Here is a 24162-nt window from a genome sequence, read left to right as displayed (position 1 = left end):
GGTCCGGCCCGGCCCGCGTCCGCCCTCGTCCGCGATCCGCCGAACGGTCCGGTCAGCCCGCCAGCAGCCGGCGCTTCTGCTCCTCGAACTCCGCCTCGGTCAGGACTCCCTGGGACTTGAGCTCACCGAGTTGCTTGAGTTGTTCGATCTTGTCGCCCATGGCGTCTCCGGCCGGGGCGGCGGCCGGCTCGGCCTGCGGCGGCGCGGCGGCGGCCTGCTGCGGTGGCTCCTGATAGCCCGACTGGGCCGCCCAGCGGCCCTGCTGGCGCCGCGACACGCGGTTGGACACGGCGGTCGCCGTGCCCGCCACGACGGCGGTACGGGCCACTCCGCGAAGGAGACCTGGCATGGCGAAGTCCTCTCTCGTGGGGGAAGCGAGGTAGCTGAGAACAGGCGCCGGGCTGCCGGCGCGCCGGACCCCTCCATTCTCCCATCGCCCTCCCGGCGCCGCAGTGCGACGCCGGGAGGGCGATGGGAGACGGGGGTTCCGCGCCGGCGGGCCCTCCCGGCCGCGGCCTCGTGCGACGGTTCGTGCGGAGACCTCGTGCGGCGGTGGTGGGAGGCGGCCTGCCGCGGAGGTCCACCACAGGGCGGATGTCGTGCTCGTGCCGAACTGCCGGTCCCGTGTACCCGTGGCAGGCTGGATTTCGTGGGGGCAGCCGTCGGCCGGGTCCGGCCGACGGACGGTCTCGTCCAGAGGAGTACACGATGGCCACGCAGACAGGAACGCAGCGGCCCGGCTCCGGCGGGGCGGTGTCGGGCTGGACGACGTTCGCCGCGATCATGCTGATCATCGGCGGCATCATGGCGATCTTCCAGGGGATCGCCGCCATCGCCGAGGACGACGTGTTCGTCACCACCCGGAACTACACCTTCACCTGGAGCCTCACCGGCTGGGGCTGGATGCATCTGATCATCGGCATCATCGTGACGCTCGCGGGGTTCGCCCTGTTCAGCGGCAAGCTGTGGGCCCGCATCCTCGGTATCGCTGTGGCGGCCGTCGCGATGCTCGCCAACTTCACCTGGCTGCCGTACTACCCGTTCTGGGCCCTCGTCCTGATCGTGGTCGACGGCTTCGTCATCTGGGCCCTGTGCGTCGGCGGCTCGCGCGACATCACCACCTGATCCACCGCCACCGGAGCACCGGTGGAGGCGGATCGGCCATCCAGAGGAACCACGAGGAACCACGCGGGAAAGGCGTCACCGTGACCGAACGCATCGAAGAGATGGGGCCCATCGACTACGTGGTGGTGGAGTTCCCGGGCAACCGCATGACGGGCGAGGGGCTCTCCCACCTGGTCGACCTGGTGGACCGCGGCATCATCCGCGTCCTCGACATGGTCTTCATCCGCAAGGACGAGGACGGCTCGGTGGCCCGCCTCGAGATCTCCGATCTCGACGGCGACGGCGAACTCGACCTCACCGTCTTCGAGGGCGCCCGGTCCGGACTCGTCGGCCAGGACGACCTGGACGAGGCGTCCGCCGCGGTGGAGCCGGGGAACTCCGCCGGGCTGCTGGTCTACGAGAACCTGTGGGCGGCCCCCTTCGCCGCCGCACTGCGCCGCGGCGGCGCGCAACTCGTCGCCTCCGGACGCATCCCGGTTCCGGCCCTCCTCGCCTCGCTGGAAGCGGCCGAGGCCGCTGACGCGACCTAGCCGAGGTGCCGCGATGAGCGCGAAGAACCGCCCGGAGCGCCGCTCCGGGCGGTACGGAACCGCGAAGGAACGAGCGGCGCGCGGCAAGGCCGCCCGGTCCGCCGCGCCCCGCTCCGGGCACGCCGCGTTCACCCCGTCGGCGCAGCGCACGGACCCGGTGGACATCATCGAGGCCCAGTCGGCCAGACGGGTCCCGGAACTCGTACCGATCCGCTACGGCCGGATGAGCGAGTCCCCCTTCCGCTTCTACCGCGGGGCCGCGGCCATCATGGCCGCGGACCTGGCCGACACCCCGCGCAGCGGTATCCGGACGCAGCTCTGCGGCGACGCCCACATGCTCAACTTCCGGCTCCTCGCCTCTCCCGAGCGGCGGCTGGTCTTCGACATCAACGACTTCGACGAGACCCTGCCCGGCCCGTGGGAGTGGGACGTGAAGCGGCTCGCCGCCAGTCTCGTCATCGCCGGCCGCGCCAACGGCTTCAGCGCCCGGCAGCGGGCGTCCGTGGTGAGGGCGACGGTGCGCTCGTACCGCGAGCGCATGCGGGCCTTCGCCGGACTCGGCAACCTCGACGTCTGGTACACCCGCTTCGAGGCCGACGAACTGCAAGGACAGTTCGCCCCGGCACTGGGCGCGGCAGACCGCGACCGCTGGGAACGCGCGCGGGAACGGGCCCGGTCGCACGACACGCTCCAGGCGTTCGACAAGCTCACCCACCTCGTCGGCGGACGACGACTGATCGCCTCCGACCCGCCGTTGCTGGTCCGCCTCGCCGATCTGATGCCCGGCGCCGAACGGCACGCGCTGGAGCGGAGGATCGGCGGGATCGTCGAGTCCTACGGCCGCACGCTGGCGTCCGACCGGCGGTTCCTGCTGGAGTCGTACCGGGTGGCGGACGTGGCACGCAAGGTCGTCGGCGTCGGCAGCGTGGGGACCCGGTGCTGGATCATCCTGCTGCTCGGCAAGGACGACCGGGACCCGCTGTTCCTCCAGGCCAAGGAGGCCGACGAGTCGGTCCTCGCGCCGTACGCCGGCGCCGGCGCGTACCGCTCCCAGGGCGAGCGGGTGGTCACGGGCCAGCGGCTCATGCAGGCCACCAGCGACATCTTCCTGGGCTGGGAACGGGTCCAGGGCATCGACGGCCGCCGCCGGGACTTCTACGTGCGTCAGCTGCGGGACTGGAAGGGGGTCGCGGTCGCCGAGAACATGTCGCCGAAGCGGATGAAGGTCTTCGGCCGGCTGTGCGGCGCCACCCTGGCCCGCGCCCACGCCTGTTCCGGCGACCGGATCGCGATCGCCGCCTATCTCGGCGGGGGAGACGTCTTCGACCGGGCCCTGGCGACCTTCGCCGAGTCGTACGCGGACCAGAACGAGCGGGACCACCAGGCGCTGCTGGACGCCGTCAAGGCCGGGCGGGTGCGGGCCGAGAGCGCCTGACCGGTCCCGCCCGTACCCGCTTTCCGAAGGGCGCGGCTCACGGCGTTCCGGAGCGACGCGCGCGGCGGGCCGGGCTCTCGGCGAACGGCGGGATCTCCGGGCCGGGCGGCAGCAGTTCGACCACGACGAAGGAGATGACCGCGGCCAGCACCACGACCGGGATGGTCTCCCCGTTCCCCAGCAGCAGCACGACCAGCACCACGCTGCTGACCGGCAGCCGCAGGCCCGCGGTGACAGCCGCGGCCATGCCGACCGCCATGGCCGGCACCACGCCGAATCCGGGCAGCGGGGCGAGCAGGACACCGGCCGTACCGCCGAGGAACAGCGCCGGGAAGATCGGTCCGCCGCGCAGACTGCCCAGGCAGAGCAGATAGGCGAGTCCCTTGAAGACCAGGATGGCGACGAGCGCGCCCACCGACCAGGAGTGCGGGTCGGCCGCCAGCCGTGCCAGGGCGGCTTGTCCCGACAGGGCGACGTCCTGTGCCGAACGCCCGGTGGAGACCGTGTAGAGCGAGATGCAGCCGGCCGCCCCGAGCGCGCACAGGAAGGTGTTGCGGACCGTGCGGGACGTCACGAACCCGGCGGCGTACCGGCCGCCGACGAAGGTCCCGTGCACGAACAGGGCGAGGAGCGGGGCCACAGGCAGGGTCCACAGCACGTCCCCGGCGTCGAGCAGCGGCGCCGGAGGCAGCCCGATCTTCAGGCTTCCCGTCTTCAGCCCGGTCCAGTGGCCGAAGCCGGTGAACACCAGGGCCCCGACCCCGCTCGACAACAACGCGGGCAGCATCACCGCGAAGAGCCGCGGACCGCCGACGCCGGCCACCTCCATCAGGAGCACCGCGCCGACCAGGGGATTGCCGAACAGTGCCGAGATGGCCGCGGCGGCGCCGGCGGCCCCGAGCAGTGCCCCGCCTGCCTTGGTCTCCGGGGCCTTCACCAGGCGGCCGAAGAGCAGCGCGAGTCCGGTACCCAAGGCGATGAGAGGTGCCTCGGGGCCCAGCACGGCGCCCAGCGGCAGGCTGAGCAGAGCGGCGAGGACGACGCCGGGCAGCGACTGCGCCGTGATGCCGCCGACGCTCAGTCCGGCCGCCGGCAGGTGTCCGCCGCGTCCCGGCAGCCGTGCGACGACGAGCCCGACCCCCAGGCCCGCCACCGCCAGCAGCGGGAACGGCCACCACCAGGGCGGCTGGTCCCAGCCCAGGTCCCGGGGCCAGTCCGTCCAGAACAGGTCCTGCAGCTGCTCGATCGCGACGAGGAACCAGAACGCGATGAGGGACACCGGGATGCCGATCAGCCCACAGAAGACGAGCGCCCTGCGGTACTCGGGCCGTCGCAGTATGGCCCGCAGTTCGTCGGCCTCACGCGGCTGGCTCCCCGGCGCGGACGGCGAGGCTTCCGACTTCGTTCCGGAGATGGGGGCCTCCCGGGGTCGACTGAACAGGCGGTCCCCCCACGACGCCCGAGGCTATCGGCCTGGCCGCCCATCCCCGGCTGCCACGCCGTCGGACCCCGGGACGTGCCGCGTCCCGGGGGCCCTCGCCCGTGCCGTGCCCCCGCGGTGCCGGGCCCCCGCCTCGCCGAGTCCTCGCCGGGCGTCGTGCCCACACGGGTACGAGGCCGTGTCCTGCCGGGCGGCCGGGCCCGCCGCGCCAATACTGGCCTCATGCTCAGCGGAATCCGCCAACGTGTCCTGCCGAACCATCAGATGCGGTCCCTGGAGAACCTGACCGACGACCTCGACCTGTCGTCGGGCGACACCGGAGCGAAGCGTTCGGCGTTCTGGACGATGCTCGGCCTGTCGGCGGTGATCGCGGCGTGCGGGGTGCTGACGAACTCCACCGCCACCGTGATCGGCGCCATGATCATCGCACCCCTGTCGACGCCGATCATGGGCATCGCCCTCGGCGCGGTGCAGCGGCGCCGCAGCGGGGCGATCTCTTACGTCCTCCTCGGCAGCCTGCTGGTGACCGTGGTCGGCATCGCCTTCTCGCTGGTGCTGCCCGGTAGTTACGACCTGCTGTCCAACGACCAGATCACCTCGCGCACCTCGCCGGGCGTGCTGGACCTGGTCTCGGCGCTGGCGACCGGATTCGCGGGCGCCGTCGCGCTCGCGCGCAAGGACGTCGCCGCGGTGCTGCCCGGTGTGGCGATCGCCATCTCCCTGGTCCCGCCCCTGGTGGTGGTCGGCGTGTGCCTGGGCCAAGGTTCCGGGTGGCTCGCCCTGGGCGCCCTGGTGCTGTTCCTCTCCAACCTCTTCGCCCTGGTGTTCGCGGGCATGGTGGTCTTCGCCTCCCTCGGCTACGGATCGGACCCGACACGCGTCGTGCAGTCCGCCCGCAGGGCGTACGTCATGGTCGCGGTGCTGCTCGTCGCGGTGTTCCTGCCCCTGGCCGCCAACACCACGCTCACCCTGCTGCTCAACACCTGGACGGGCCGGGTCAAGAACGCGGCCGACGCGTGGCTCTCCGGTGACAAGGGGGCCTCGGTCACCAGCGTGGACGCCCAGTCCAGGACGATCTACGTGCACGTCCGTACGCCGGAGGACCTCCCCCCGATCGACGAACTGCTGGCCGACCTCAAGGGCCAGATCCCGGACGGCATCCCGATCGTCGTCGACGCCACCCGGGGCCAGCGCATCGCGGCCGGAACCGTCGGCGAATGACCGGGGCGGCCCGGCGGGACCCGCCAGGCCGGGACGGCGTGGACCGGCCCCGTGTAACGGCCCTCGCCCGCGTGTGAGGCGTCCGTGCCGGCCGTCCACTCGCGGAGACCGCCCGCCCGTCCGTGATGGCCGCCTCGGCCAGCCCCGCCGACCGCACGCGGCTGCGGATCGACGCCACGGGACTGTGCGTGGAGATCCCTGGCGGCAGCGGGGAGGCGGGGCGCAGCCGCGCGAGGCGGCGTGTACCGGCGCGCCCCACCAGGAATGGGATGTGACCCCGCAGGAGAAGCGCCGCCGGGTGATGCTCCGGAACGTGGGCACGGGACTCTGCCTCTCCCCCATCGGGACCACCGTCGACGGCGCCCCGGTGCGGCAGGCCGTCTGTGACCCCGCCGACGGCCTGCCGATCCGGTCGATCAACCGGCAGGGCGACAAGGGCACGGCCGGGATCTTCACCGGCGACAACATGTACCTGGGCCTCAAGGAATGGGCCGCGGCCGGCCGGGGCGAGCCGCACGACCCGCTCATCGCGACGACCCGCCACTACTACCTCTCACCCTCCCTGCCTTTTCCGCACCGGCTGGTGACCCGACCGCACCCGTTCCGCCGCGGGCGCTGCCCGGCGGCGTTCCGTACTCCGGGAGGAGGCCCCGGCCCCGGGCGTGCGCGGCTGCGCGCGTTCCTCACCCGGCCGCGTGCCGGGTAAGGCGGCGGAGACGGCCCTCCCGCGTCACCCCGGGGCCCGCCTCGCGCGCGAACGGCGGGTGGTGGGAAGCGAGTCCCTTCGTAAAGAGAAGGCAAAGTCGCGGGAGGTGTCGGCGGCGATCCCCTCTCTTCCGCTGAAGCGTGACGGACCAAGGGCGGGGCAAGGGAGTGCGGAGCGTCATGAGACTCAGTCCGCATCGGGTTGCCGGAGTGGTGGCGGCTTCGGTGACGCTGCTCGCGGGCGCCGCGCGAGCGTACGGACGGCTGACCGCTGACCGCTGACCGCGCGAGCCGACCGTGTTCGGCCCACCGGAAAGATCGATCTCCGAGAGAGGACGCATGGACGTGTCCGGACCGAGCTGCCCCCGCTGCGGCACCACCCGACCGACCCGGGGTACGGACTGCCCCTGCGCCGGTACAGCCGCGCACGAGTGGAGCGACACGAAGCTGTTCACGCAGGCGTGGGTGCGCCCCTACCTCGGCTCGCCGCCGCACCCTGCGTCATCCTCGGACGGCACACCGGACCGGTACGCGGGGGACCCTCACGACCGGTACGCGGCGGACCCGCACGCGGGGGCCCGGACCGCTCCCGGCCCCGCCCTGGGCATCATGCGGGCGTACACAGCCCTGAGGCCGGAGTGGGACCCGGCGCGGGACGACCGCGCGGCCGGTCCGCTCGGGGCACCGCTGCCCCGGCACCACATCGCCCCGGACCCCGGGCATCCCCGGGGACCCGACAGCCCCGCGGGTCCGCGTCCGCCGTGCGGCGACGACACTCTCCGGCTGCGCCCGGTCGTTCTCCCTCCCCCCGTCGACGCGGCCCCGGCGCCCCGGGAGGTGCCCGGGGCGCGCGGGTCCCACAGGAAGGCGGCCTCGGCGCGGCACGCCGCCGACCGGAGCGGGTCGGCCCGGGTCGCGGGTGCCGTCGCCATGCTGGCGGCGGTGGTCGGGACGACCACGCTGACCGGCGTCATGCTCAAGACGGGCGGAAGCGAGCAGCGGGCGACACCGCAGGCGACGACCGCCTCGGTGGCCGCCGCGGAGACGTCCACCGCGCCGCCCCCCAGTGGCCCGGCGGCCGAGGACCAGGAACTCACCGTCGCCGCCGCGGGTACGCCCTCGCGGTCGCCCTCCCCCTCCGCGAGCCCCCACGCCACCAGACCCGCGCCCGTCACCACGCCGAAGCCCGTCGTCTCAGCGGGAGGCCGCACCCGGTGCGCAGCCCCGCACCTTCCCGGGGCGCCGTGCCCCTCCACCGGCCGTCCGCGGACCGCTTCGCCGTCGCGGACCCCCGCCGCTCTGTGCTGCGGTGCCAGCGGTCCCGAGGTCGCGGACCTGCAGTACCGGCTCCGGGTGCTCGGCAGGTACGAGGGCCGTGTCAACGGCAACTACAACCAGCGGCTGACCGACGCGGTCGCCTCCTACCAGCGGAGCCGCGGGATCACCCTCGATCCGTCCGGCTGGTACGGACCGGCGACCCGGGCCGCACTCCGGCGTGAGGTGCCCGACGTCGTCGCCCGTTGACCCCGCCGTTCGCCGTCTCCGAGGAGGCGTCGACGGTGTAGGCGAGGCACTCGAAGCTGTGGTCACGGTGCAGGAGAGTGAGGCCCTGCAGCTCGGCGGTCGCGGCGACGACGACATCGACCGCACCGGCGCTGCGGTGCTTGCCCTGCTTTCGTGAGGGCCTACGGTTTCCACGTGTTCGCCCGGGGGGCCGCGGTGGGTCGGGGGTGTTCTGGCCTGCGGCGGAGCGTTCTGGCCGCATTCGCCTTCGTACGGACGGTCCCGGACGGAGGCGAATGCGACCAGAACTCCAACCACGGCTTGACTACTTACGCCCCTCGGGGCCGTACCACTGGAGGGGTTGGCCGGTTACCGCGGCGATGCACTCGAAGTCGTGGTCACGGTGCAGAAGCGTGAGGCCCTGCAGCTCGGCGGTCGCGGCGACGACGAGATCCACCGCACCGGCGCTGCGGTGCTTGCCTTGTTTGGTGAGGACCTCCTGGACCTGCCAGGCCCGGTCGTAGGCGCGGTCGTCAACCGGAACCCAGCCGAAGACCAGGCGGACGTCCTCGATGCCGCGTGCCCGGTCGGCGGCCGATCGGGCGCTGTAGAAGAACTCCAGCTCCGTGATGGGGCACGTGGCAATGAGGCCGGCGGCTGCCGCCTGGTCCCAGCCGTACTGCTCCGCGTCGCCCCGCATGAACCGGGCGAGGGCGCTGGTGTCGATCAGGTAGAGAGCGGCGTTCAACGTCGGTAGTTCCGCTTGTCCTCGAAGAGGGTCAGATCAAACGCGCCTTCGGTGGTGGCTGTGCGCAGTCGCGTCAGAGCCAGCGCGCGCCGCCTGTTCTCCAGTACCTCGCGCAGGGCCGTGTTGACCGTCTCCTTCTTGGTGCTGGTCCCCAGGGCCTTGGCCACATCTGCCACCAGCTCGTCATCGAGGTCGATCACCGTCCGACTCACCGTGCACCTCCCTATATATCAACTATGGAGAAAACTATACCTCTCATGGTTCAGCGGTGTCGTGGGATGTACGGGTTCGGGCCGTCAGGGCTTCCAGTGCGGCCTCCAGCGCGCGAGTGCTGTCGCCGTCGGCCGCTCCCAGCAGCTCCGCGAGGGCATCGCGTGACGCGGGCGTACGCAGCGCCGCCAGTGCTTCGGCGACCTGGAGATGCGGCAGCGCGAGCCGCGGCAGGGCAAGCGTCACCGATCCCGGGGGCTGAGGACGGTCGGCCACTTCGCTCACGACGCTCGGTATGCGGCCGGCACGGTGCTGATGCTGCTGAGCGTCCCGGACCGCGTGATCGACCAGATCATGGGACGGGAGCCCGGAGGGGCCGCGAGGATGCGAGCGCGGTACCTCCACGTGCCCGACCGTCTCCTGAAGGAAGTGGCCCGGAAGATCGGCGCGGCGATCGGGGGACCCCGGACGCACCCGTTGTGGACAAAGACCAGGACGACGAGGCTGAGAATCGCCGAAGGGCCCCACCGCGAACGGTGGGGCCCTTCGACAACGTGCCCGGTGAGGCACTGGCGGAGGATACGAGATTCGAACTCGTGAGGGGTTGCCCCCAACACGCTTTCCAAATGTTCGGACGGGGGTCCGGCGGAGGTCGTAGGCGTCCTGACCTGCGGCGGAGTGATCGGGGCGGCTCCGCCTGGACTAGCCCGGACGGCGGCGAATGAGACCAGAACTGAGACCAGAGCGCGGTCATGATGACGATGTCGAGTTTGAACGCGGCCGTGTGCTCCTCCTCAGCGAGGCCGGAGGCCGTGGGCTGCGGCGAGGCCCGGTTTTGCGGCCAGGAACGCTTCGAGCTTGCTCACTGGCCAGAGCTCGATGAACGGTGCGGTGCCGCTGTTGTTGTGCTTCTCCGTCCATTGGACGGCATCTGCAGAGAAGTGGCCGCTCGTTGCAATGATCAGGATTCTGATCACCGGCGGTTCCCACAACTTCATGGCTGCCACTGTCGCCGCTACCGTTGACCTGTCCACGGATTTCTTCAGCCAGTGCTTGGCTTGGACGATGACCCGTTCACTGTGAGTGCCACCAGCGCTGTCATGGAGTACGCGATCCATCGAAAGGTCGCGTCCGCGGTCCGCAGCCTGTGTGTGCATGAGCCACTGCACGTTCCGGTACTCGGGGGAGCTGCGAAGCAGGTCGAACAACAACCGCTCGAATCCGTCGGCGTCCATGCGGGCCCAGCGCAATGGTGCCGTCGCCGGGCTGGGCGGCTCCGCGGGTATACGTGCGCTCTCCTCGGACCGAAGCGAGGCTGCAGCGGTGGGCGGACCTTCAGGCGGAGAGGTCGAGGGAATCGTCCGACGCCGCCGCGGTCCGGTCGGGGGTCGCTGTTGCCACTGCTGCGAATCAGATGCTGCGGCGGCGTGACCGTCGGCTGGCTGCCGCTGGTCTGAGGGACGAGAGCGATGCTCACGAGATCGACGTACGAGCAGTCGAATCCATGCTGGAACCACTCCGAAAAGGATCGCGAAGATGATTACGGCCAGGAGCGTGTCCAGCCACCTAGGCAGTGATGTCGCTGTTGGATCCCTGCTGGTGCCCATGGCGAGAGCGGTCATGCCGGCCACGCCGACCGTTGTCCAGAACGCCCAGTCGCGGTACAGCGGCTTGTCATACAGCAGCAGCACCGAATTGAGGTGCTTCTCCGGGCGCGGTTGGCTGCCGGCCTCTCTGTCCATAGATCCATGTTGCCTGCGTATGGGGCGGCATGTGTAGTGGATCAAGGGGCTCCTGGAGACGCGGACAGGGACGCGGCGTGTCAGCGACGGTTGGGAGCGGCGTCCCTGGTCGCGTCATCTCGGCTATCACCGGTTGACGAGCCGTCCCTCTGCCGTATGAGTCAGAGCGCCGTTTGTCAGCCACTGGCCGATCGGCACCCTTACGGATTGTTCCCGTGTCCTTGATCCTGCTGTGCCGGACCAGAGGGAGGGTCATGGCGGCGGCACGGAAGCGACGGGCATCGGCTGCGCGTAAGCGACGCCAGCAGCGACTCAAGATCGGAGCCCTCGCTGGGGGCCTGAGCATCGTCGTGCTGGTGGCCTTCTGGAGCGTGATCTGGCCCTATCTCGTCGGTGCGCTCGTTCTCGGTGGCGTCGCCGGAGGTGGATGGTGGTTGTGGCGCACCGATCGGTTCGTCCGGGGCGGTGATCGGCAGTGGCGGCATGACGAGGCGGTGAAGGCAGGGCACCGAACGCTGACCGAGGTCGACGCGATGACGGGGACGGAGTTCGAGGACTTCGTCGTGGACCTGTGTCGACGCGACGGGTGCACCGACGTGCGGAGGGTCGGCGGCTCTCACGACAACGGGGCCGATGTCCTGGGGATCCTTCCCGATGGGCGGAGCATGGTGATCCAGTGCAAGCGGTACACGCCCAAGAGCAAGATCCCCAGCCGGGAGATCCGGGACCTGCTCGGCGCGAAGGTGCACTTCAAGGTCGACGTTGCGATCTTCGTGGCCACGACGTACTTCAGTGGGCCAGCGGAGAAGTTCGCCACGGAGAACGACATCCTCGCCGTCCACCGTGATCACCTCGGGCTGTGGAACAACGGCGCCTCGCTGGTGTCACTCGGTGCGGTAAACGGCTTGGGGCAGGGGGACCGCCGGCATCGGGAGCGGTGGAAGGAGACGTACGAGCAGGGGGAACGACCGTGGCCAGCCTCGACCGGGACGCGTGGACGCTGAGTACCCGCCAGGACGACTCAACGCGTTGCTCGACTGCAGATGGCACAGGTATTGGGCCCCTGATCGCCCCTGAAGGAACCTCCGTGGCGCTCAGTTCCATCTGCTGGTTTTGGCAATCGCGGGGCAGCTGGATCAACAGACCTGGCTCAATGGACCCATGGAGATGGGTGAGCACTGGGCCTACCGAGCGAGGCCGAAGGAGCTGGGCGGCCCGGTTCGTCGGGTCGAGGTCGTACGGGTAGGCGGTCGGGGCCGGGCTGATTGGCTCCACGTGCGGTTCCTCGACGGTGACGACGCCGGACTGCAGGAGTGGGTCGACGCGACTTCCCTGGTGGCGCGCTGGGAGGACGTCGCGGCGTTTCGTGCGGACGACGCGAGCGAGCTCGCTCTGGCCGAGGCGTCGCGGCATGTGCGGGGGAGTGCCGACTTCGAGGCTGCACGGTTGATCCTCGGGTTAGTCCGCCCGAAGAGCAAGCTGCGACTGCGGCGCAGTGTCGCGGACGCAGGGATCCTGGAGATGGGCAGTCTCGACGGCAGCGCTCCCCTTGTCGGCATGGATCCCGCGGAGCTGCGAGGCGATCCGATGGTCTACGAGAACCGCCACGGCAGGTGTCTGGCAGGGTGGCCGGTCACCGAGCGCATCGCACGCCTCGTGGCCGGCCGTCTCGCCGAGGACATCCTTCCGGAGGTGGACCGCAGGCAGCAGGCCATTGATCAGGAGCGCACGCAGTCCTCCTGGTACTCCTACAGCCGCCGGGACGACCGCAAGCTGGACGCGGAAGCGGCCGTCCTGCGGACCGTCCGGGAATGGTGCGGCCAGGACAAGGCCGAGCGGTACGACGAGCTGGTCGCCCTGCGCGAGGAGGTCGTCCGGCTCGGGAAGCTCGTGGAAAAGTCGGTGAAGGCCCTACGTGACCGCGGGCACGGCGTCATCGCCTCCACCATTGAGCGCGACCTTGGGGTCCATATCTCCAGCCTTGGTCCAGACGTTCGTCGGTGAAGCCGCGCCACCGCTCCGGCTCCGGCTTGGGCGGTTCAGCCTCCGCCTTGGGCTCTTCCTGCTTCGGAGGCTTCTCTTTCTCTGGCCGCTGCGGGTGCCAGCCGTCGAGGAAGGGCCTTAGCTGGTCGTTCGTGGGTTCCGCGTGGAGGCTGTGGCTGGTCAGGCTCCTGTCGGCCACGGTCGGGTCGAGCCGGTCAGCCTCCGCCTTCCCCCACGCTGACCACTCGCGAAGCCGCTCGGCTTCGTGGGCGTCGTCCGAGGTGGAGGCGGCCTCGTCGAGCGCGGCGCAGAAGGCCCGCATCTCTCCTGCGGCCCGCCATTGCCCCAGGGCGGTGCCGAACCGGTCGACCCGTACGGCGTCCACTGCCTTGATCGTCGCGACGCTGACCGCCGCTTCCCATTCTTGCCGCGTGCGCTCCTTCTTCTCCGCCTTCCGCCGGCGGTGCTCCTCTTCTTCCTGGGCCTCTCGCAGGCGGCGTTCCTCCTCCTGCCGCTCCCGCTCCTCACGCTGACGCTGTTGTTCCGCCTCCCGCGCCAGCCGGGCCTGCTCCTCTTCCTCCGCGCGGGCCTTCAGTGCTCGAAGGACGGCATCGATCTGGTCCTCCAACGGTTTCTTGGCGGTGTCGGACCATTCCTTCGTCCAGCCGTAGCGGTAGCCGTAGCTGTACCCCGATTGCTGGGCCACCTGCAGCTCCAGCTCGCCGGACGGTTCGAGCCGGTGGGCCGGGGTGACCCGCTGCCATTCGTACGTCCGCCGGCCCGGCTGGGTGGGCACGTACCGGACCTGCTTCTGCCGTTCCTTAAAGCTGATCTCGTACGTCCTGCCGTGGACCGTGAGCAGTGGCCGCACCTGTCTACGCTTCTTCGACACCGCGATATCGCCGTGCCCCGCGAGGGCCTGCTCGGCGAGGAGCCGAAGGAGAGAAAGCACCCGTGGGAGGACCTCGTCCGAGATCTCGAAGGCGCTGTGATCCGCGGTGACCGCTGCGATCACGTCCTCGACGTCGGTGATCACACGGCTGCGCGCCAGGCGGGTTCGGTTCCACTCGGTGTCGTCCTCGCCCGTCACCCGCAGCAGGCCGAGGAAGAAGTCTCCCTTCGCCCGTCCGCTGTACTTCAGGTGGTAGCCCTCCGGGGCACACTGCCGCGCGGCGTCGAACGCTCGGCGATAGCGGGCCCGCTCCTCGGCGTCCGGATCCGGGATCCGGAGGATCCGGCCAGCCCTCTGCACCTCCGCGATCAAAGCAGTGCCGATTTCCACCGGCGACTGCCGTGGCGGTTTCGCGGGGCGCGCTGGCGCTGGCTTCGCCTCGGGCGGGGGCGTCGCCCGCCGACGGGGAGGCGCCGCAGCCTCCGGTGTCGGCTCGGCGGCTGCCGGTCGTTGCTTGCGCGGGGCTGGCTCGGGCCGGTCCGGGTGGTGGCCGTGTTCCAGGTAGAAGTGACCGTCATCGGTGATCGCCGCCTGCCAATTCCCACCGTGCTTGGGCATGGTGATGAGGCCCCGGCCTTTGAGGGCACGGGCGGTGTGGGCGAGTTCCGGGCTCGCCGAGGTGACGGGATCCGTTCCCTCTCCGATGCGGGTGAGCAAGGCCAGCTGTCGATTGTTGAGCGGCGACCATCGGTACATGGTGACCGTCGTACCGGTCCCGCCGAGCGCCTACAAGCAGAATGGTGATGTTCCCGCTTCCGCCTGCAGGTCGAGAGCCAGTACGACTGGCAGCCACTCCTTCAGGGCATGTAGTGGGCCATGGACGAGGTGATGGTGGACTGGGCCAGGCGGGTCGCGGAGGTTGAGCTCGGTGATGCGCTCCCCCGGCGATGGGCGCACAGCCAAGGAGTCGCAGCCCGAGCGGCCGAGGTCGGGCGGATCTTGGGGAAGGATGCCGACCTGCTGGTCGCCGCCGCCACGTTGCATGACGTGGGGTACGCGCCCCGGCTGGCCGCGACGGGGTTCCACCCGCTCGACGGCGCCCGGTTTCTACGTGACGTTCACGGCGCTGATGAGCGGCTGGTGCGGTTGGTAGCGAACCACTCGTTCGCGTTGCTGGAGGCCGAGGAGCGTGGGCTCCGGGAAGAACTCGCGGCGGAGTTCCCGCTGCTGGAGGAGCCACTGCTGGTCGACGCGCTGGTCTACTGCGACATGAGGACCACGCCCGACGGCCGCCGGACCACCGCGCAGGAACGGGTCGCGGAGATCCTCGGCCGCTACGGAGCCGACAGCATCGTCGGGCGGTTCATCCGTCGGGCGGCGCCTGAGATCTTCGCCGCCGTAGAGCAGGTGGAGGCGGCGTTGGCGGCTCAGCCCAGGTAGGGGTAGGTGCCGGCGAGGTAGTCGCCGATCTGCTGGCGCATGCTGGCGTGGATGTCGAACTCGTCGAGGTCGGCCGGCTGGACGAAGCGGACGCCATCGGCCTCGTCGTTGATGGTGAGCTCACCGCCGACGGGGCGGCCGATGTACGTGTTCTCGTACTGCTGGCGGATCTCACCGTCGGTGTAGGCGACGATGTGGTTCGGGTTGGTGTAGACGCCGAGGAATCCAGTGATCTCGGCGACGATGCCGGTCTCCTCCAGGCACTCCCGCACCGCGCACTGAGCGGCGGTCTCGCCGATGTCCTGAGCACCGCCCGGGAGAGCCCACTGGCCAGTGTCGCGACGGCGCTGAAGAAGGATGGCACCGTTGTCGTCGACGACGAGCAGGTTGCTGGCGGGGATGAGGGTGTTCGCCTTCGGGGCGGCGGGGTCGTTGTAATACTCAGTCCTGCCCATGTGCGGCGGTTCCCTCCTGGTCGGGTGTCCAGGGCCGCGCGCCGGCCCAGACGGCTTCGAAGCTTTGAGCGTAGTTGGCGAACCACCCCGTGTCGTCAACCTTGTTGAGGTGGAGCAGGGGGTTGGCGCTGGCCGGCTGACCCCACACATGCGGGTTGACCAGCAGGTTGTCGTCGTAGCGGAACAGAGACGTGTAGAGGGTGGTGTCGTGCAGCCGCACCTCGCATCCGGCCTCGGCCAGGAGCGGGCGGTAGTACGTCAGGGAGGCCCTGATTTTGGCGGCCAGTGTGTCGCCGATGCCTTCTTCTCGGCCCCGGATGACGACCGCCTGCCCCTCGAGGTCGCCGAAGCACAGCCGTACTCGGACGCCGCCGGAAGCTTGCTCGGCGAGCATCTTGGCGACGTGCGGGTTGGACTGCGCGAAGAAGGTGCCGGAGAAGACGAGGACGCCGATCTCCTCTCGGGCTTCCCGGAGCAGGGAGATCCACATGTCCCGCGGGACACTCGCGCGGTTCTGGTAGGTGCCGACGAGCTCGGCACCTAATCCCCCACCGGACCGCGCGGCCCGCCGTGGCGGGGCGGGCCAGAGGAACGTCTCCTCCACCCTCAGGTGGCGAGCGACCCGGAAGCGGTGGCGTGGGTGGGGAACGCGCCCGCCGAGCCACCGACTTACCGTCTTGGGGTCCACCTCGCAGACTTCCGCGAGCGATTCGGGTGAGACGCCGCGCTGGGCGAGCACGGAGTGCAGTCGGTCGTTCACAGAGCTATGGAAGCGGTGCCCGGCGTGATCACGCAAGGACGTTATGGGACGTTCTTGTGGGACCTCTGTCGCGTCAGGTACCTACCCTGGCGGCATGGAGCTCATCGTCCTGTGGGACATCGACCACACCCTCATCGAGAACGCGGGGGTGAGCAAGGAGATCTACGCCGCCGCTTTCGCGGCCCTCGCGGGACGTCAGCCAACTGGGCCGGCACGAACCGAGGGGCGTACGGATCGCCTGATCCTGCGCGACATGTTCCTTCGGGACGGTCTGCCCGAGCCGGACTGGCCCGCTGTCGAGGCCGCCCTAGCCCATGCTGGGGAGGAGCGCCTCGACGATCTCCGGCTACGGGGGACCGCTCTTCCAGGCGTGCGCGAGGCGCTCAAGGCGGCCTCGGCACATGACGACTGGGTGTCCTCGGTCTTGACCGGCAACATCGCCGCTAACGCCCGTGTGAAGCTGTCCGCCTTCGGTCTCGATCCCCTGCTGGACCTGTCCGCTGGCGCTTACGGCGCTGACGCTGAGCTCCGTCCCGACCTTGTAGCGGTGGCCCGCGAGCGGGCCCGGCGGCTCCACGACGTGGCGGCCGACGTGCCCGCCGTGCTGGTGGGGGACACACCGCGAGATGTCGAGGCCGCCCTCGCCACGGACTCCGGGATCATCGCCGTCGCCTCGGGCATCCACAGCTCCGAGGAGCTGGCCGCCGCCGGCGCGTCCGTGGTCCTGTCGGATCTCTCGGACACCGCAGAACTCCTGGAAATCCTGGAGACCTTCGCGGTGCACGGAAAACGTCCCAGGACGTCCTTGGGCTGTCCCTAGACGCGGTGACGCGGTCCCCGGACGCTCGGCCACTATCAGGGCTCCCATCAGGCAACCAGCCCAAGGAGCCCACGTGATCGGCGAAGTCACCGGGATCCGGAAGATCCGGATGCTCTACCTCCAGCTGCTGTACCGCTGCAACTTCGAGTGCGACCACTGCTTCCACGGCAAGAGGCTCCAGCACGCCGACGCCTTCACCGCCGAGCAGGCCATCAACATCATCACGCTGATGCGCGAGCAGTACGGCACCGAGGCCGTCACGCTGCTCGGCGGGGAGCCGTTCGTCTACAGGGACCTCGCCCAGGTCGTCCGCCACGCCAAGGAGGAACTCGGCCAGCAGGTCGAGATCTGCACCAACGGGTACCGGATCGAGCGCCGCCTGACCGAGATCGCTCCCCACCTGGACCTGCTGCGCGTCTCCTTGGAAGGGATCGGCTCGACCAACGACCGTATCCGCAAGGTCGGCAGCTACCAGAGCGCGCTCGAAGCCCTCGCCCTCGCCCGACGGCTCGGTGTCCCCACTGGGGTCACCATGACGGTCACTTCCCAGAACATCAACGAAGTGCTGCCCCTGGCACGTACCCTCACGCGCTTCGGGGTGCGTCAACTGAAACTGCACCACCTGCGGGCGGTCGGCAACGCCGCTGAGCACCCGGAACTGCTGGTCACCGACTCGACGGCCTACAGCAGGCTCCGCGAGGAACTCCAGACGGCCGACCTGTCCATCGAGGTCATCGTCGACGAGGACCTGTCCGAGCACGGCGCCCCGGAGATCTGCGCGCCGGCCGACGGCCCGGGTGAGATCGAACGGATCGAGGCCGACCCGCGCGGCGCGCTCACCATGTCCTGCAAGGCCGTCGGCAAGGACTCGCACGCGTTCTGGTACGAGAAGTCCGCCAACCACATCGTCCACCGGCCCTCCGCCACGGACGAGCTCACGCTCGCGGTGCCGGACGTGGTGTACGCCCGTGCCTGACAACCCGCTGTTCGAGAGCCTCGAAGGCTTACGGGGCACGGGGAAGTCGACTATCGCGCCGATGCTGGCCGAGGCCCGCGAAGCCGTCCTCGTCCCCACCGTGCCACCCTTCTTCCAGCCCTTGAGGCGTGAGGTGGACAAGCGGAGGAATGTCGAGGCGCGGATGTGCTTCTACCTCTCCGCGCTGTTCACCGCGGCCGACGAGATACGGCGCCACCTGACGGCCGGCGTCCCCGTCGTCGTGGAGAGCTACTTCGCCCGCTGCCTGGCCAACCACCGCGCCCTCGGAGCCGGCCTCGGCATCACACTGCCGCCCGCCCTGCCCCAGCCCGTCACCTACCACCTCGTCTGCGCCGAGGACGAGCGCCAGCGCCGCCTCGCCTCGCGGGACAAGCCGGTCTCCCACTGGGACGCCCTCGTCGAGACCGTCACGGACCGGGTGACCGACGCCTACGCCCCGTTCCCGATGCACCGCGTGGACACCACGGACCTCAGCCCCGACGAGGTCCTCCAGGCGATCGTCGCCACCGACACGCAAGGAGCGCACTCCCGTGCAGACACAGAGCCTGTGGGAGCACACCCTCACCTTCTTCCCCCAGTTCCTCGCCACGCTGAAGGAGCGGGTTGCCCCTGACGCCACTGTCGCGGTCGTCGGCGCGAGCGACGGAAAGTTCGTCCTGCCGCTCGCAGCCGCCGGATACCGCGTCCTCGCCATCGAACGCGACGCGCTCGCCCTGCACGGTGGAGAGGTCCACCTCCCGGGTGACAATCACGCCCACGCGCTGGGCCTGATCGACCGGCTGAAACTCGAAGAACTCCACGACCGCGTACGGGTCGTAGAGGAGGACTTCCTACAGGGCGAGCCCCTGAACATCCCGTGCGACGCAGTCTGGACGAGCTGTTCATGGCACTACAGTGCCAACCACCATCGCCCGCTCGCCGAGTTCGTCGATCGCATGCAGCGTCTGGTCCGTCCGGGCGGGCTGTTCGGCGCGGAGTTCATGATGCCCGTCGAGAAACGCCACCACCTGGTCGAGCACTACACCTCCCCCGAACGCCTGCGGCACCACTTCATCGGCGACTGGAACGTGCTGCTGACGCTGCGCACGAACGAGTTCACCGAGCGGGCACACATCGGCCAGCTCCAGGACCACACCCACCGGATGGGCCTGTTCCTCGCGGCCCGTACGTCCACCCTCCCCCACTGATACGGAAGAAGGACTCATGAAGCACGAGTACGAGGCGAAGTTCCTGGCCGTCGACGTCGCCGACCTTCAGGCCAAGCTCACCACGCTCGGCGCCGTCCAGGCGTTCCCGCGGACCCTCCTCACCCGCAAGATCTTCGAGAACGACGCCCTCGACGGCGGTGCGTGGCTCCGCCTGCGGGACGAGGGCACCCGCTCGACGCTCACGCTCAAGCAGGTCACCGACGCCACCACGATCGACGGCACGACCGAGATCGAGACCGAGGTCACCGACCTGCACGCCATGGCCGACATCCTCCGCCACCTCGGCCTCACCGAGGTCCGCTACCAGGAGAACTACCGCGAGGAGTGGCGCCTGGGCGAGGTCGCCTTCGACTTCGACACCTGGCCCGACCTCCCCACCTTCCTGGAGATCGAGGGACCCGACGAGGCATCCGTCCGGCAGGCGGCGGCCCTGCTCGACCTCGACTACTCCGACGCCCGGTTCGGCAGCGTCGACGAGATCTACAAGAGCGAGGCGGGACGCGACATCCTCGCCGAGCCCACCCTCCTCTTCGCCGATGCCGAGAAGCAGGAGGCCCCCTCCGCGACGGTCCGAAGCCGTTGATCCCGAAGGCGGACAAGTGATGCTTACGGAAGTCGCGTTACCGCACAGGGTGATTCCCGAGTTCGCCCGCGGAGGTCTGCCCGCGCCGGCAACCACGGACGACGCCAACAAGTGGGTCGACGGCTTCTGCTGGCTCTACTGCGGCCAGCAGTGGACCCGTGTCCTGTGGATCGGCCCAGCGAGCGTCGCCGGCGCCCAGGCGCCCATGTACGCGTGCGGCGCGTGCATCCGTGTGCTCCAGGAACGGGTCTGGCAGTCCATCCTCAGCAAGGATGAACCGGTTCGCCCTGACCGGCCGAGCGAGACCCCCGCCCTGGAACCACCCTCCGCACGGCGTACCGGCAGGCATCGGGGCCACAGCAGGTTCCTCCGCCGAAGTTAAGCCCCCGCCCTGGCTCGGAAGTGCCTGCCGTCCCCCGCGGCATGAGCCCCGTGACCAGGGCGGGCCTCACTCTACGAGTACGCCGCAGCCGTCGTCCGGCCCTGCAAGGGCAGTAATCACGATCTCGGCGGAGCTGGTGGATGCTCGACTCCCTCGCCTTACGAGATCATTCATGGCGTTCCACCGCGCTTGTAGCCGACCCACAACCGGCCGCCGACCTGGGCCACCACCTCGTCCACGACGGCCACGAGGGGTTCTATCCGCCCGTCCAACACCTCGCGTAGGCCGAGGTGCAGGCGCGTGCTGAGTCCCGGTGCCGCGGTCTCAAGGCGGCGTGCCAGCCACTTCCCGCCTCCACCCCAAGATCCGCTGATGGTGAGCGCCAATTCGCCGGTCCGTCGTACCAGTTCGGTGGCGATGAACAACTGCTCGCTCTGGGCGGTGCTCCCCGCGAGGTCGTCGAGCAGGTCGGTGATCGCGTAGCGGCAGTCATCGATTTCTTCGGCCGACGCCATGGGTGGTCCCGCGGCGGCCAGCTTCCGGGCCTCAGCGGCGAGGTGCGCCCCGACTCCATCGGTGTCGAAGAGCAGCAGCCCGTCGGCACACATCCAGAGCAGCGGCGACCGGCGCTTGCGTACTTCCCGCTCGACGTACGCGTGCCAGGTCGCTTCGGTATGCACGAACAGCTCCACCGGCCAGTCGTTGTTCCTCAGGCTTGCCCTGTACGGGGCTGGAGCTCAGTGGAGCAGTACCACGATGTCCAGGTCTGACATCGCCGTGCGGCGGCCCGTCACGACGCTGCCTCCCAGGAACGCAGCCCGAGCGTCAGGGTGGTGTTCCTCTACAACGGCACACGCAGCGTCAATCGCATCCATGCAGCAACTATCAGTAATTTGCTCGCTGCGCGCACAGGGTTTCTGTGGGGACGGCAGTGCTGTCTCACGACCTTTGTCCCCTGAGGCCGGCTGCCGCTACACCTGGCCTGTCCCTAGGCCGGAGCTTACGAACAGCTCGGCGACCAGCTCACGGTGGTCGGCGATGACGGCGGCTGGGACACGTGGTCTCGCGGTCTGACTTGAGCGGGGCCGTCCGGCCGGACGACGGGGTGCGGCCGGTGGTGGGGAGCACTGCCGACCACCGGCCGCCGGTTCTTGAGCTGGTGCCGTGCCTGTGTGCTCAGTCCTTGTGAGGGCGGAGGCGGTGGGCGCCCGCAGCGACGATGGTCTCCAACCGGCCGTACTCGAGCATGTCCTCGTGGGTCATGAAGGGGATGAGGGCTTCACGGTGCGGGAGGACGTACTTGAACAGGAGCTCGGCCATTTGGTGCGCAGCGGCCTTGGCCTCGGCTCCGGCCTCGGGGTCGTGGACCCCGGCGGCCTGGAGTTCTTCGAGGGTGGCGTCGTCGGCGAGGCCCTGTTCCTCGTCGGTGAAGGGGCGTCCGTCGAGGTGGCGGAAGGTGCGGGCACCCCAGGGTCGATTGAAGTCCGTGTCGAAGAGAAGGGCCATGACGTGGGGGCGAGGGGTGGATGCGGGCAAAGGGGTTCTCCTTGGCGGGGCGGTGGTGGGCGCCGATGTACCCATGGTCTGGAGAATCCCCGGTTAGCCTAACCGGGGATCGTCGGCTACTTTTGTCGGCTCGGTTTTGCGGTTCAGCGTCGCCGCGGGGAGCTATTCACGGGCCTGGTCCCGATTTGCGCTGCCTGTTCCGGCGACGAGACAGAGCGGTTTCCGCTGGCTCGCTGGCCCCGGGAGTTCTGAGGATCAGCGGGGAGGCCAGCCATTCGCCGTAGCCGCCACACGAGCACGTCGGTCGTGCGTTCCGCCGTGTCCAGTTCCCGTCGGGCGGCTGCCTGGGTGAGCAGGGTGGTGGGATTGTGGCCGGCGGTCTGCGCTTCGTTGAGGGTGGCTGCGAGGGCGGGCCAGCCGGGTTCGGCGAGGATGCGGTCGGCAAGTTCGGGCAGGGCTTGGCGTACGGCGGCGGTGTGGTGGCGTTGCCAGGCTGGGGCCAGGCGGCTTCCCCGTTGGTGGAGCAGGGCCATGGGCTGGCTGGCGGCGGCCTCGTAGGCGGCGCGCAGGTGTGCGGCGGCCCGGTGGGCGGCCTCGGCCTGCTGGGCGTGCTGCTTCTTGGCGTGCCAGTTCGCGGCGGCGACGGCGAGGAAGATCAGCATGTCGAGCGCCATGGCCGTGGTGGCGCCGTCCTCTCCGCGGCCGAAGGCCGAGCCACTGTGGACGAGGTCGCGAGCGGCTTGGCGAAGGGCGTGGTCGTGGCCTCGTGCAGCGCGCATGTGGGAGCGGGAGGCGCGTTCGAACGCGGTGGCGGCGGCTTGTAGTTCGTGGCGGGTGTGGGCGGCGGAGGTCTTGGCGAGGGCGTCGAGGACTTCCCCTGTGGCGGCGATCTGGGCGGCGGCCATGCCGTCGTCGCCGTGGTCGATGACGAGCAGTGCCTGCCAGGCGGCGTTGGTGGCGCGTCGGCGTGCGGACGCGGGCCCGGTCACTGGCGGCAGGGTCGGCTGCTGGGTGGTGGCGTCCGAGGGAGTGGTCCAGCGTTCACGGATGCGGGGCAGGGAGAGGTCCGGGGCGAGCTTGGAGCCGGGGTAGAAGACGGGTTCGCCCTTGGCGTTGCGGTCGCCGGGGAGGGCGACGGTGTAGCCGAGGGTGTCGCCCGACGGTGCGATGCGGCGCCGGATGAGCAGGCCGGCTGCGGCGAGGCGGTCGAAGAACTCCTCTTCGCTCGCCGCGCCGGCCACCGAGCGGCGGACCGCCTCGCGGAGCTCCTCCCGCGGGGTGCGCTGCTGGCCCCGGCGGTCGGCTTTGTGGCGTTCGGCGCTGGTGGGGCGCTTGGCGGCGGTGCCGTCGCCGGCCTTCACACGATGCAGGTCGTATTCAGCTTCGATGTGGCGGCATTCGGCCTGGGCGCGCTTGGCGGAGCGGTGGTGGTCGGGGCGGCGGCCGTCTTCGCGGACGAGTGTGGCGATGAGGTGGATGTGGTCGTCGGCGTGGCGGACGGCTGCCCAGCGGCACCCTGCACCGTCGCCGGGGTCTACGCCGGTGGCGGCGATGACGCGGCGGGCGATGTCGGCCCACTCGGCGTCGGTGAGGGTGCGGTCACCGGGGGCGGCGCGGACGGAGGCATGCCACACGTGTGTGGCGGGGCGTGTGTCTTCGGCGAGGAGGTGCAGGGGTTCGTCCAGGAGCTGGGCGAGGTCGGCGAGGGTGGCGTTCGGGTCGCGGCCAGGGTCAGGGGCGAGGCCGTCGAACGAGGCGACGAGGTGTGGGTCGGTGTGTTCCTCGCGGCGGCCGGGGCCGTAGAGGTAGGCGAGGAGGCGGGCGGTGTCGCGGCCCTGTTTGTGGATGGAGGGGATCAAGTGGCAGTGCCTTCGGCGTTCGGGTCGGTGAGGCGGGCGGTGATGTGGCGTACGTCGTCGACGGCACGTTTGACGGCAGCGATGGTGTCCTCCAGGCCGTCGGGGTAGGTGCCGCTGTTGAGGGCACGGGCGGCCTGGTTGAGGTTGTTGTTCGCGTACCCGAGCTGACGTCGGAGCGCGAAGAGGGCGGTCAGGGTGTCCTGACGGGTGGCGATGGTGGCTGCGGTGCGGTTGAGGTCGCGGGCGGCTGCGAGGGCGCTATGGGCGAGGAAGCCGGCGATGCTCATGCCGACCGCTTCGGCGCCGGCGGCGATGGTCGCGTGCTCGGCGTCGCTGAGGCGGACGCTGTGCGCGGGACGCTGCTTGGGCGCGCGGATACGGGCTTGCCCCGGCGCCTGCCAGGCTGCGATCCGCCCCCGGTCGCAGCCCCTGCCTCCCGCGCCCCCTGGCGCGGGAGGCTGCCCGCCACCCCCGGGGCGGGCTCGGGTTCGGACGCACCCCCAGCGGGGGAGTGTCCGAACCTCCAACTTGCTGTGCCGTGGGCTGGGGTGGTGGGCGACTGCTGCTGGGGCGTGATGGGTTCGTGGCGCGCGTGGTGCATGAGTCTCCTGTCGGAG

At 70.2% G+C, this 24162-nt stretch carries 28 protein-coding genes and 2 pseudogenes; 16 read left to right on the top strand and 14 right to left on the bottom strand.

Annotation, left to right across the window (positions count from 1 at the left end; all coding sequences use genetic code 11):
- Positions 1-52: 52 nt before the first annotated feature.
- Positions 53-349: an SHOCT domain-containing protein gene (locus tag OG393_RS14595; protein ID WP_327375087.1), complete on the bottom strand. Its 297-nt coding sequence runs from the start codon at positions 347-349 to the stop codon at positions 53-55.
- Positions 350-708: 359 nt separating this feature from the next.
- Between OG393_RS14595 and OG393_RS14590 the strand changes: the two genes are divergently transcribed.
- The 3 genes from OG393_RS14590 to OG393_RS14580 all read left to right on the top strand — a co-directional run bounded on the left by OG393_RS14590 (position 709) and on the right by OG393_RS14580 (position 3090).
- Complete coding sequence (locus OG393_RS14590) at positions 709-1125, top strand: DUF7144 family membrane protein (RefSeq protein WP_327375086.1); 417 nt, start codon at positions 709-711, stop codon at positions 1123-1125.
- Between the two features lie 101 nt (positions 1126-1226).
- On the top strand, positions 1227-1655 hold the full coding sequence (locus OG393_RS14585) for a DUF6325 family protein (protein WP_442817416.1): 429 nt from the start codon (positions 1227-1229) through the stop codon (positions 1653-1655).
- 13 nt (positions 1656-1668) lie between these two features.
- Complete coding sequence (locus OG393_RS14580; protein WP_327375084.1) at positions 1669-3090, top strand: DUF2252 domain-containing protein; 1422 nt, start codon at positions 1669-1671, stop codon at positions 3088-3090.
- A gap of 37 nt (positions 3091-3127) precedes the next feature.
- On the opposite strand, the gene OG393_RS14575 is transcribed toward OG393_RS14580, so the two are convergent.
- On the bottom strand, positions 3128-4429 hold the full coding sequence (locus OG393_RS14575; RefSeq protein ID WP_442817415.1) for a chloride channel protein: 1302 nt from the start codon (positions 4427-4429) through the stop codon (positions 3128-3130).
- A 324-nt stretch (positions 4430-4753) separates the two neighbouring features.
- On the opposite strand from OG393_RS14575, the gene OG393_RS14570 reads away from it, so the two are divergent.
- The 3 genes from OG393_RS14570 (at position 4754) to OG393_RS14560 (ending at position 7981) form a co-directional block, all read left to right on the top strand.
- On the top strand, positions 4754-5752 hold the full coding sequence (locus tag OG393_RS14570; RefSeq protein WP_327375082.1) for a DUF389 domain-containing protein: 999 nt from the start codon (positions 4754-4756) through the stop codon (positions 5750-5752).
- A gap of 271 nt (positions 5753-6023) precedes the next feature.
- Positions 6024-6458 (top strand): hypothetical protein, encoded by a 435-nt coding sequence (locus OG393_RS14565; protein ID WP_327375081.1) that lies wholly within the window; start codon positions 6024-6026, stop codon positions 6456-6458.
- Positions 6459-6802: 344 nt separating this feature from the next.
- The gene (locus tag OG393_RS14560; protein ID WP_327375080.1) at positions 6803-7981 is read left to right on the top strand and encodes a peptidoglycan-binding domain-containing protein; all 1179 of its coding nucleotides are present in this window, start codon (positions 6803-6805) and stop codon (positions 7979-7981) included.
- A 40-nt stretch (positions 7982-8021) separates the two neighbouring features.
- Here OG393_RS14560 and OG393_RS14555 read toward each other — a convergent pair.
- The 4 genes and pseudogenes from OG393_RS14555 to OG393_RS14540 form a co-directional block, all read right to left on the bottom strand.
- Positions 8022-8132 (bottom strand): annotated as a pseudogene (locus tag OG393_RS14555) (PIN domain nuclease); the annotation flags it as partial.
- A gap of 153 nt (positions 8133-8285) precedes the next feature.
- The gene (locus OG393_RS14550; protein WP_327375079.1) at positions 8286-8708 is read right to left on the bottom strand and encodes a PIN domain nuclease; all 423 of its coding nucleotides are present in this window, start codon (positions 8706-8708) and stop codon (positions 8286-8288) included.
- The gene (locus OG393_RS14545) at positions 8705-8920 is read right to left on the bottom strand and encodes a type II toxin-antitoxin system VapB family antitoxin (RefSeq protein WP_327375078.1); all 216 of its coding nucleotides are present in this window, start codon (positions 8918-8920) and stop codon (positions 8705-8707) included. The genes OG393_RS14550 and OG393_RS14545 overlap by 4 nt, the downstream gene beginning before the upstream one ends.
- A gap of 43 nt (positions 8921-8963) precedes the next feature.
- Positions 8964-9203, bottom strand: coding sequence for a hypothetical protein (locus OG393_RS14540; RefSeq protein ID WP_327378629.1), 240 nt, complete (start codon positions 9201-9203; stop codon positions 8964-8966).
- Here OG393_RS14540 and OG393_RS14535 point away from each other — a divergent pair.
- Positions 9201-9421, top strand: a pseudogene (locus OG393_RS14535) (site-specific integrase); the annotation flags it as partial. The gene OG393_RS14540 and the pseudogene OG393_RS14535 overlap by 3 nt on opposite strands.
- 291 nt (positions 9422-9712) lie before the next feature.
- Here the strand turns inward: OG393_RS14535 and OG393_RS14530 are convergent.
- Positions 9713-10660, bottom strand: coding sequence for a restriction endonuclease (locus OG393_RS14530; RefSeq protein WP_327375077.1), 948 nt, complete (start codon positions 10658-10660; stop codon positions 9713-9715).
- A 254-nt stretch (positions 10661-10914) separates the two neighbouring features.
- On the opposite strand from OG393_RS14530, the gene OG393_RS14525 reads away from it, so the two are divergent.
- Both OG393_RS14525 and OG393_RS14520 read left to right on the top strand, forming a co-directional pair.
- On the top strand, positions 10915-11664 hold the full coding sequence (locus OG393_RS14525; protein ID WP_327375076.1) for a restriction endonuclease: 750 nt from the start codon (positions 10915-10917) through the stop codon (positions 11662-11664).
- Positions 11665-11821: 157 nt separating this feature from the next.
- Positions 11822-12664 (top strand): PE-PGRS family protein, encoded by an 843-nt coding sequence (locus OG393_RS14520; RefSeq protein ID WP_327375075.1) that lies wholly within the window; start codon positions 11822-11824, stop codon positions 12662-12664.
- Here OG393_RS14520 and OG393_RS14515 read toward each other — a convergent pair.
- Positions 12594-14291, bottom strand: a complete 1698-nt coding sequence (locus OG393_RS14515; RefSeq protein ID WP_327375074.1) for a PE-PGRS family protein — start codon at positions 14289-14291, stop codon at positions 12594-12596. The two genes, OG393_RS14520 and OG393_RS14515, sit on opposite strands and share 71 nt — an antisense overlap.
- Before the next feature lie 120 nt (positions 14292-14411).
- Here OG393_RS14515 and OG393_RS14510 point away from each other — a divergent pair, with 120 nt between their 5' ends.
- The gene (locus tag OG393_RS14510) at positions 14412-14975 is read left to right on the top strand and encodes an HD domain-containing protein (RefSeq protein ID WP_327375073.1); all 564 of its coding nucleotides are present in this window, start codon (positions 14412-14414) and stop codon (positions 14973-14975) included.
- Here the strand turns inward: OG393_RS14510 and OG393_RS14505 are convergent.
- Entirely contained in the window at positions 14963-15430 is a 468-nt protein-coding gene (locus tag OG393_RS14505; RefSeq protein ID WP_327375072.1) for an NUDIX hydrolase, read from the bottom strand. The two genes, OG393_RS14510 and OG393_RS14505, sit on opposite strands and share 13 nt — an antisense overlap.
- On the bottom strand, positions 15417-16190 hold the full coding sequence (locus tag OG393_RS14500; protein WP_327375071.1) for an XRE family transcriptional regulator: 774 nt from the start codon (positions 16188-16190) through the stop codon (positions 15417-15419). The genes OG393_RS14505 and OG393_RS14500 overlap by 14 nt, the downstream gene beginning before the upstream one ends.
- Before the next feature lie 94 nt (positions 16191-16284).
- On the opposite strand from OG393_RS14500, the gene OG393_RS14495 reads away from it, so the two are divergent.
- The 6 genes from OG393_RS14495 to OG393_RS14470 all read left to right on the top strand — a co-directional run bounded on the left by OG393_RS14495 (position 16285) and on the right by OG393_RS14470 (position 20180).
- Positions 16285-17010, top strand: coding sequence for an HAD family hydrolase (locus OG393_RS14495; RefSeq protein WP_327375070.1), 726 nt, complete (start codon positions 16285-16287; stop codon positions 17008-17010).
- 73 nt (positions 17011-17083) lie between these two features.
- On the top strand, positions 17084-17986 hold the full coding sequence (locus OG393_RS14490) for a radical SAM protein (RefSeq protein WP_327375069.1): 903 nt from the start codon (positions 17084-17086) through the stop codon (positions 17984-17986).
- Positions 17979-18620, top strand: coding sequence for an AAA family ATPase (locus tag OG393_RS14485; RefSeq protein WP_327375068.1), 642 nt, complete (start codon positions 17979-17981; stop codon positions 18618-18620). The genes OG393_RS14490 and OG393_RS14485 overlap by 8 nt, the downstream gene beginning before the upstream one ends.
- On the top strand, positions 18538-19194 hold the full coding sequence (locus tag OG393_RS14480; RefSeq protein ID WP_327375067.1) for a class I SAM-dependent methyltransferase: 657 nt from the start codon (positions 18538-18540) through the stop codon (positions 19192-19194). The genes OG393_RS14485 and OG393_RS14480 overlap by 83 nt, the downstream gene beginning before the upstream one ends.
- A gap of 16 nt (positions 19195-19210) precedes the next feature.
- Positions 19211-19798: a class IV adenylate cyclase gene (locus tag OG393_RS14475; RefSeq protein WP_327375066.1), complete on the top strand. Its 588-nt coding sequence runs from the start codon at positions 19211-19213 to the stop codon at positions 19796-19798.
- Between the two features lie 19 nt (positions 19799-19817).
- A complete protein-coding gene (locus tag OG393_RS14470) occupies positions 19818-20180 on the top strand; it encodes a hypothetical protein (protein ID WP_327375065.1) in 363 nt (120 codons plus the stop codon).
- Between the two features lie 170 nt (positions 20181-20350).
- On the opposite strand, the gene OG393_RS14465 is transcribed toward OG393_RS14470, so the two are convergent.
- The 4 genes from OG393_RS14465 to OG393_RS14450 form a co-directional block, all read right to left on the bottom strand.
- Positions 20351-20893, bottom strand: coding sequence for a nucleotidyltransferase domain-containing protein (locus tag OG393_RS14465; protein ID WP_327378427.1), 543 nt, complete (start codon positions 20891-20893; stop codon positions 20351-20353).
- A gap of 463 nt (positions 20894-21356) precedes the next feature.
- Positions 21357-21716, bottom strand: coding sequence for a hypothetical protein (locus OG393_RS14460; protein ID WP_327375064.1), 360 nt, complete (start codon positions 21714-21716; stop codon positions 21357-21359).
- A 113-nt stretch (positions 21717-21829) separates the two neighbouring features.
- Complete coding sequence (locus tag OG393_RS14455) at positions 21830-23545, bottom strand: relaxase/mobilization nuclease domain-containing protein (RefSeq protein ID WP_327375063.1); 1716 nt, start codon at positions 23543-23545, stop codon at positions 21830-21832.
- A complete protein-coding gene (locus OG393_RS14450; RefSeq protein WP_327375062.1) occupies positions 23542-23832 on the bottom strand; it encodes a mobilization protein in 291 nt (96 codons plus the stop codon). Before OG393_RS14450 ends, OG393_RS14455 begins: the two co-directional genes overlap by 4 nt.
- Positions 23833-24162 lie beyond the last annotated feature (330 nt).

Source organism: Streptomyces sp. NBC_01216 (genome assembly GCF_035994945.1).
GTDB lineage: Bacteria > Actinomycetota > Actinomycetes > Streptomycetales > Streptomycetaceae > Streptomyces.
This window is presented reverse-complemented; position numbering and strand designations above follow the sequence as displayed.

Bases quoted from the DNA above. Each gene is read 5' to 3' on its own strand.
- OG393_RS14520 (WP_327375075.1), top strand. From the start codon at position 11,822: ATGGAGATGGGTGAGCACTGGGCCTACCGAGCGAGGCCGAAGGAGCTG.
- OG393_RS14505 (WP_327375072.1), bottom strand. From the start codon at position 15,430: ATGGGCAGGACTGAGTATTACAACGACCCCGCCGCCCCGAAGGCGAAC.
- OG393_RS14525 (WP_327375076.1), top strand. From the start codon at position 10,915: ATGGCGGCGGCACGGAAGCGACGGGCATCGGCTGCGCGTAAGCGACGC.
- OG393_RS14510 (WP_327375073.1), top strand. From the start codon at position 14,412: ATGGACGAGGTGATGGTGGACTGGGCCAGGCGGGTCGCGGAGGTTGAG.
- OG393_RS14530 (WP_327375077.1), bottom strand. From the start codon at position 10,660: ATGGACAGAGAGGCCGGCAGCCAACCGCGCCCGGAGAAGCACCTCAAT.
- OG393_RS14475 (WP_327375066.1), top strand. From the start codon at position 19,211: ATGAAGCACGAGTACGAGGCGAAGTTCCTGGCCGTCGACGTCGCCGAC.
- OG393_RS14570 (WP_327375082.1), top strand. From the start codon at position 4,754: ATGCTCAGCGGAATCCGCCAACGTGTCCTGCCGAACCATCAGATGCGG.
- OG393_RS14590 (WP_327375086.1), top strand. From the start codon at position 709: ATGGCCACGCAGACAGGAACGCAGCGGCCCGGCTCCGGCGGGGCGGTG.
- OG393_RS14515 (WP_327375074.1), bottom strand. From the start codon at position 14,291: ATGTACCGATGGTCGCCGCTCAACAATCGACAGCTGGCCTTGCTCACC.
- OG393_RS14495 (WP_327375070.1), top strand. From the start codon at position 16,285: ATGGAGCTCATCGTCCTGTGGGACATCGACCACACCCTCATCGAGAAC.
- OG393_RS14450 (WP_327375062.1), bottom strand. From the start codon at position 23,832: ATGAGCATCGCCGGCTTCCTCGCCCATAGCGCCCTCGCAGCCGCCCGC.
- OG393_RS14470 (WP_327375065.1), top strand. From the start codon at position 19,818: ATGCTTACGGAAGTCGCGTTACCGCACAGGGTGATTCCCGAGTTCGCC.
- OG393_RS14595 (WP_327375087.1), bottom strand. From the start codon at position 349: ATGCCAGGTCTCCTTCGCGGAGTGGCCCGTACCGCCGTCGTGGCGGGC.
- OG393_RS14580 (WP_327375084.1), top strand. From the start codon at position 1,669: ATGAGCGCGAAGAACCGCCCGGAGCGCCGCTCCGGGCGGTACGGAACC.
- OG393_RS14585 (WP_442817416.1), top strand. From the start codon at position 1,227: ATGGGGCCCATCGACTACGTGGTGGTGGAGTTCCCGGGCAACCGCATG.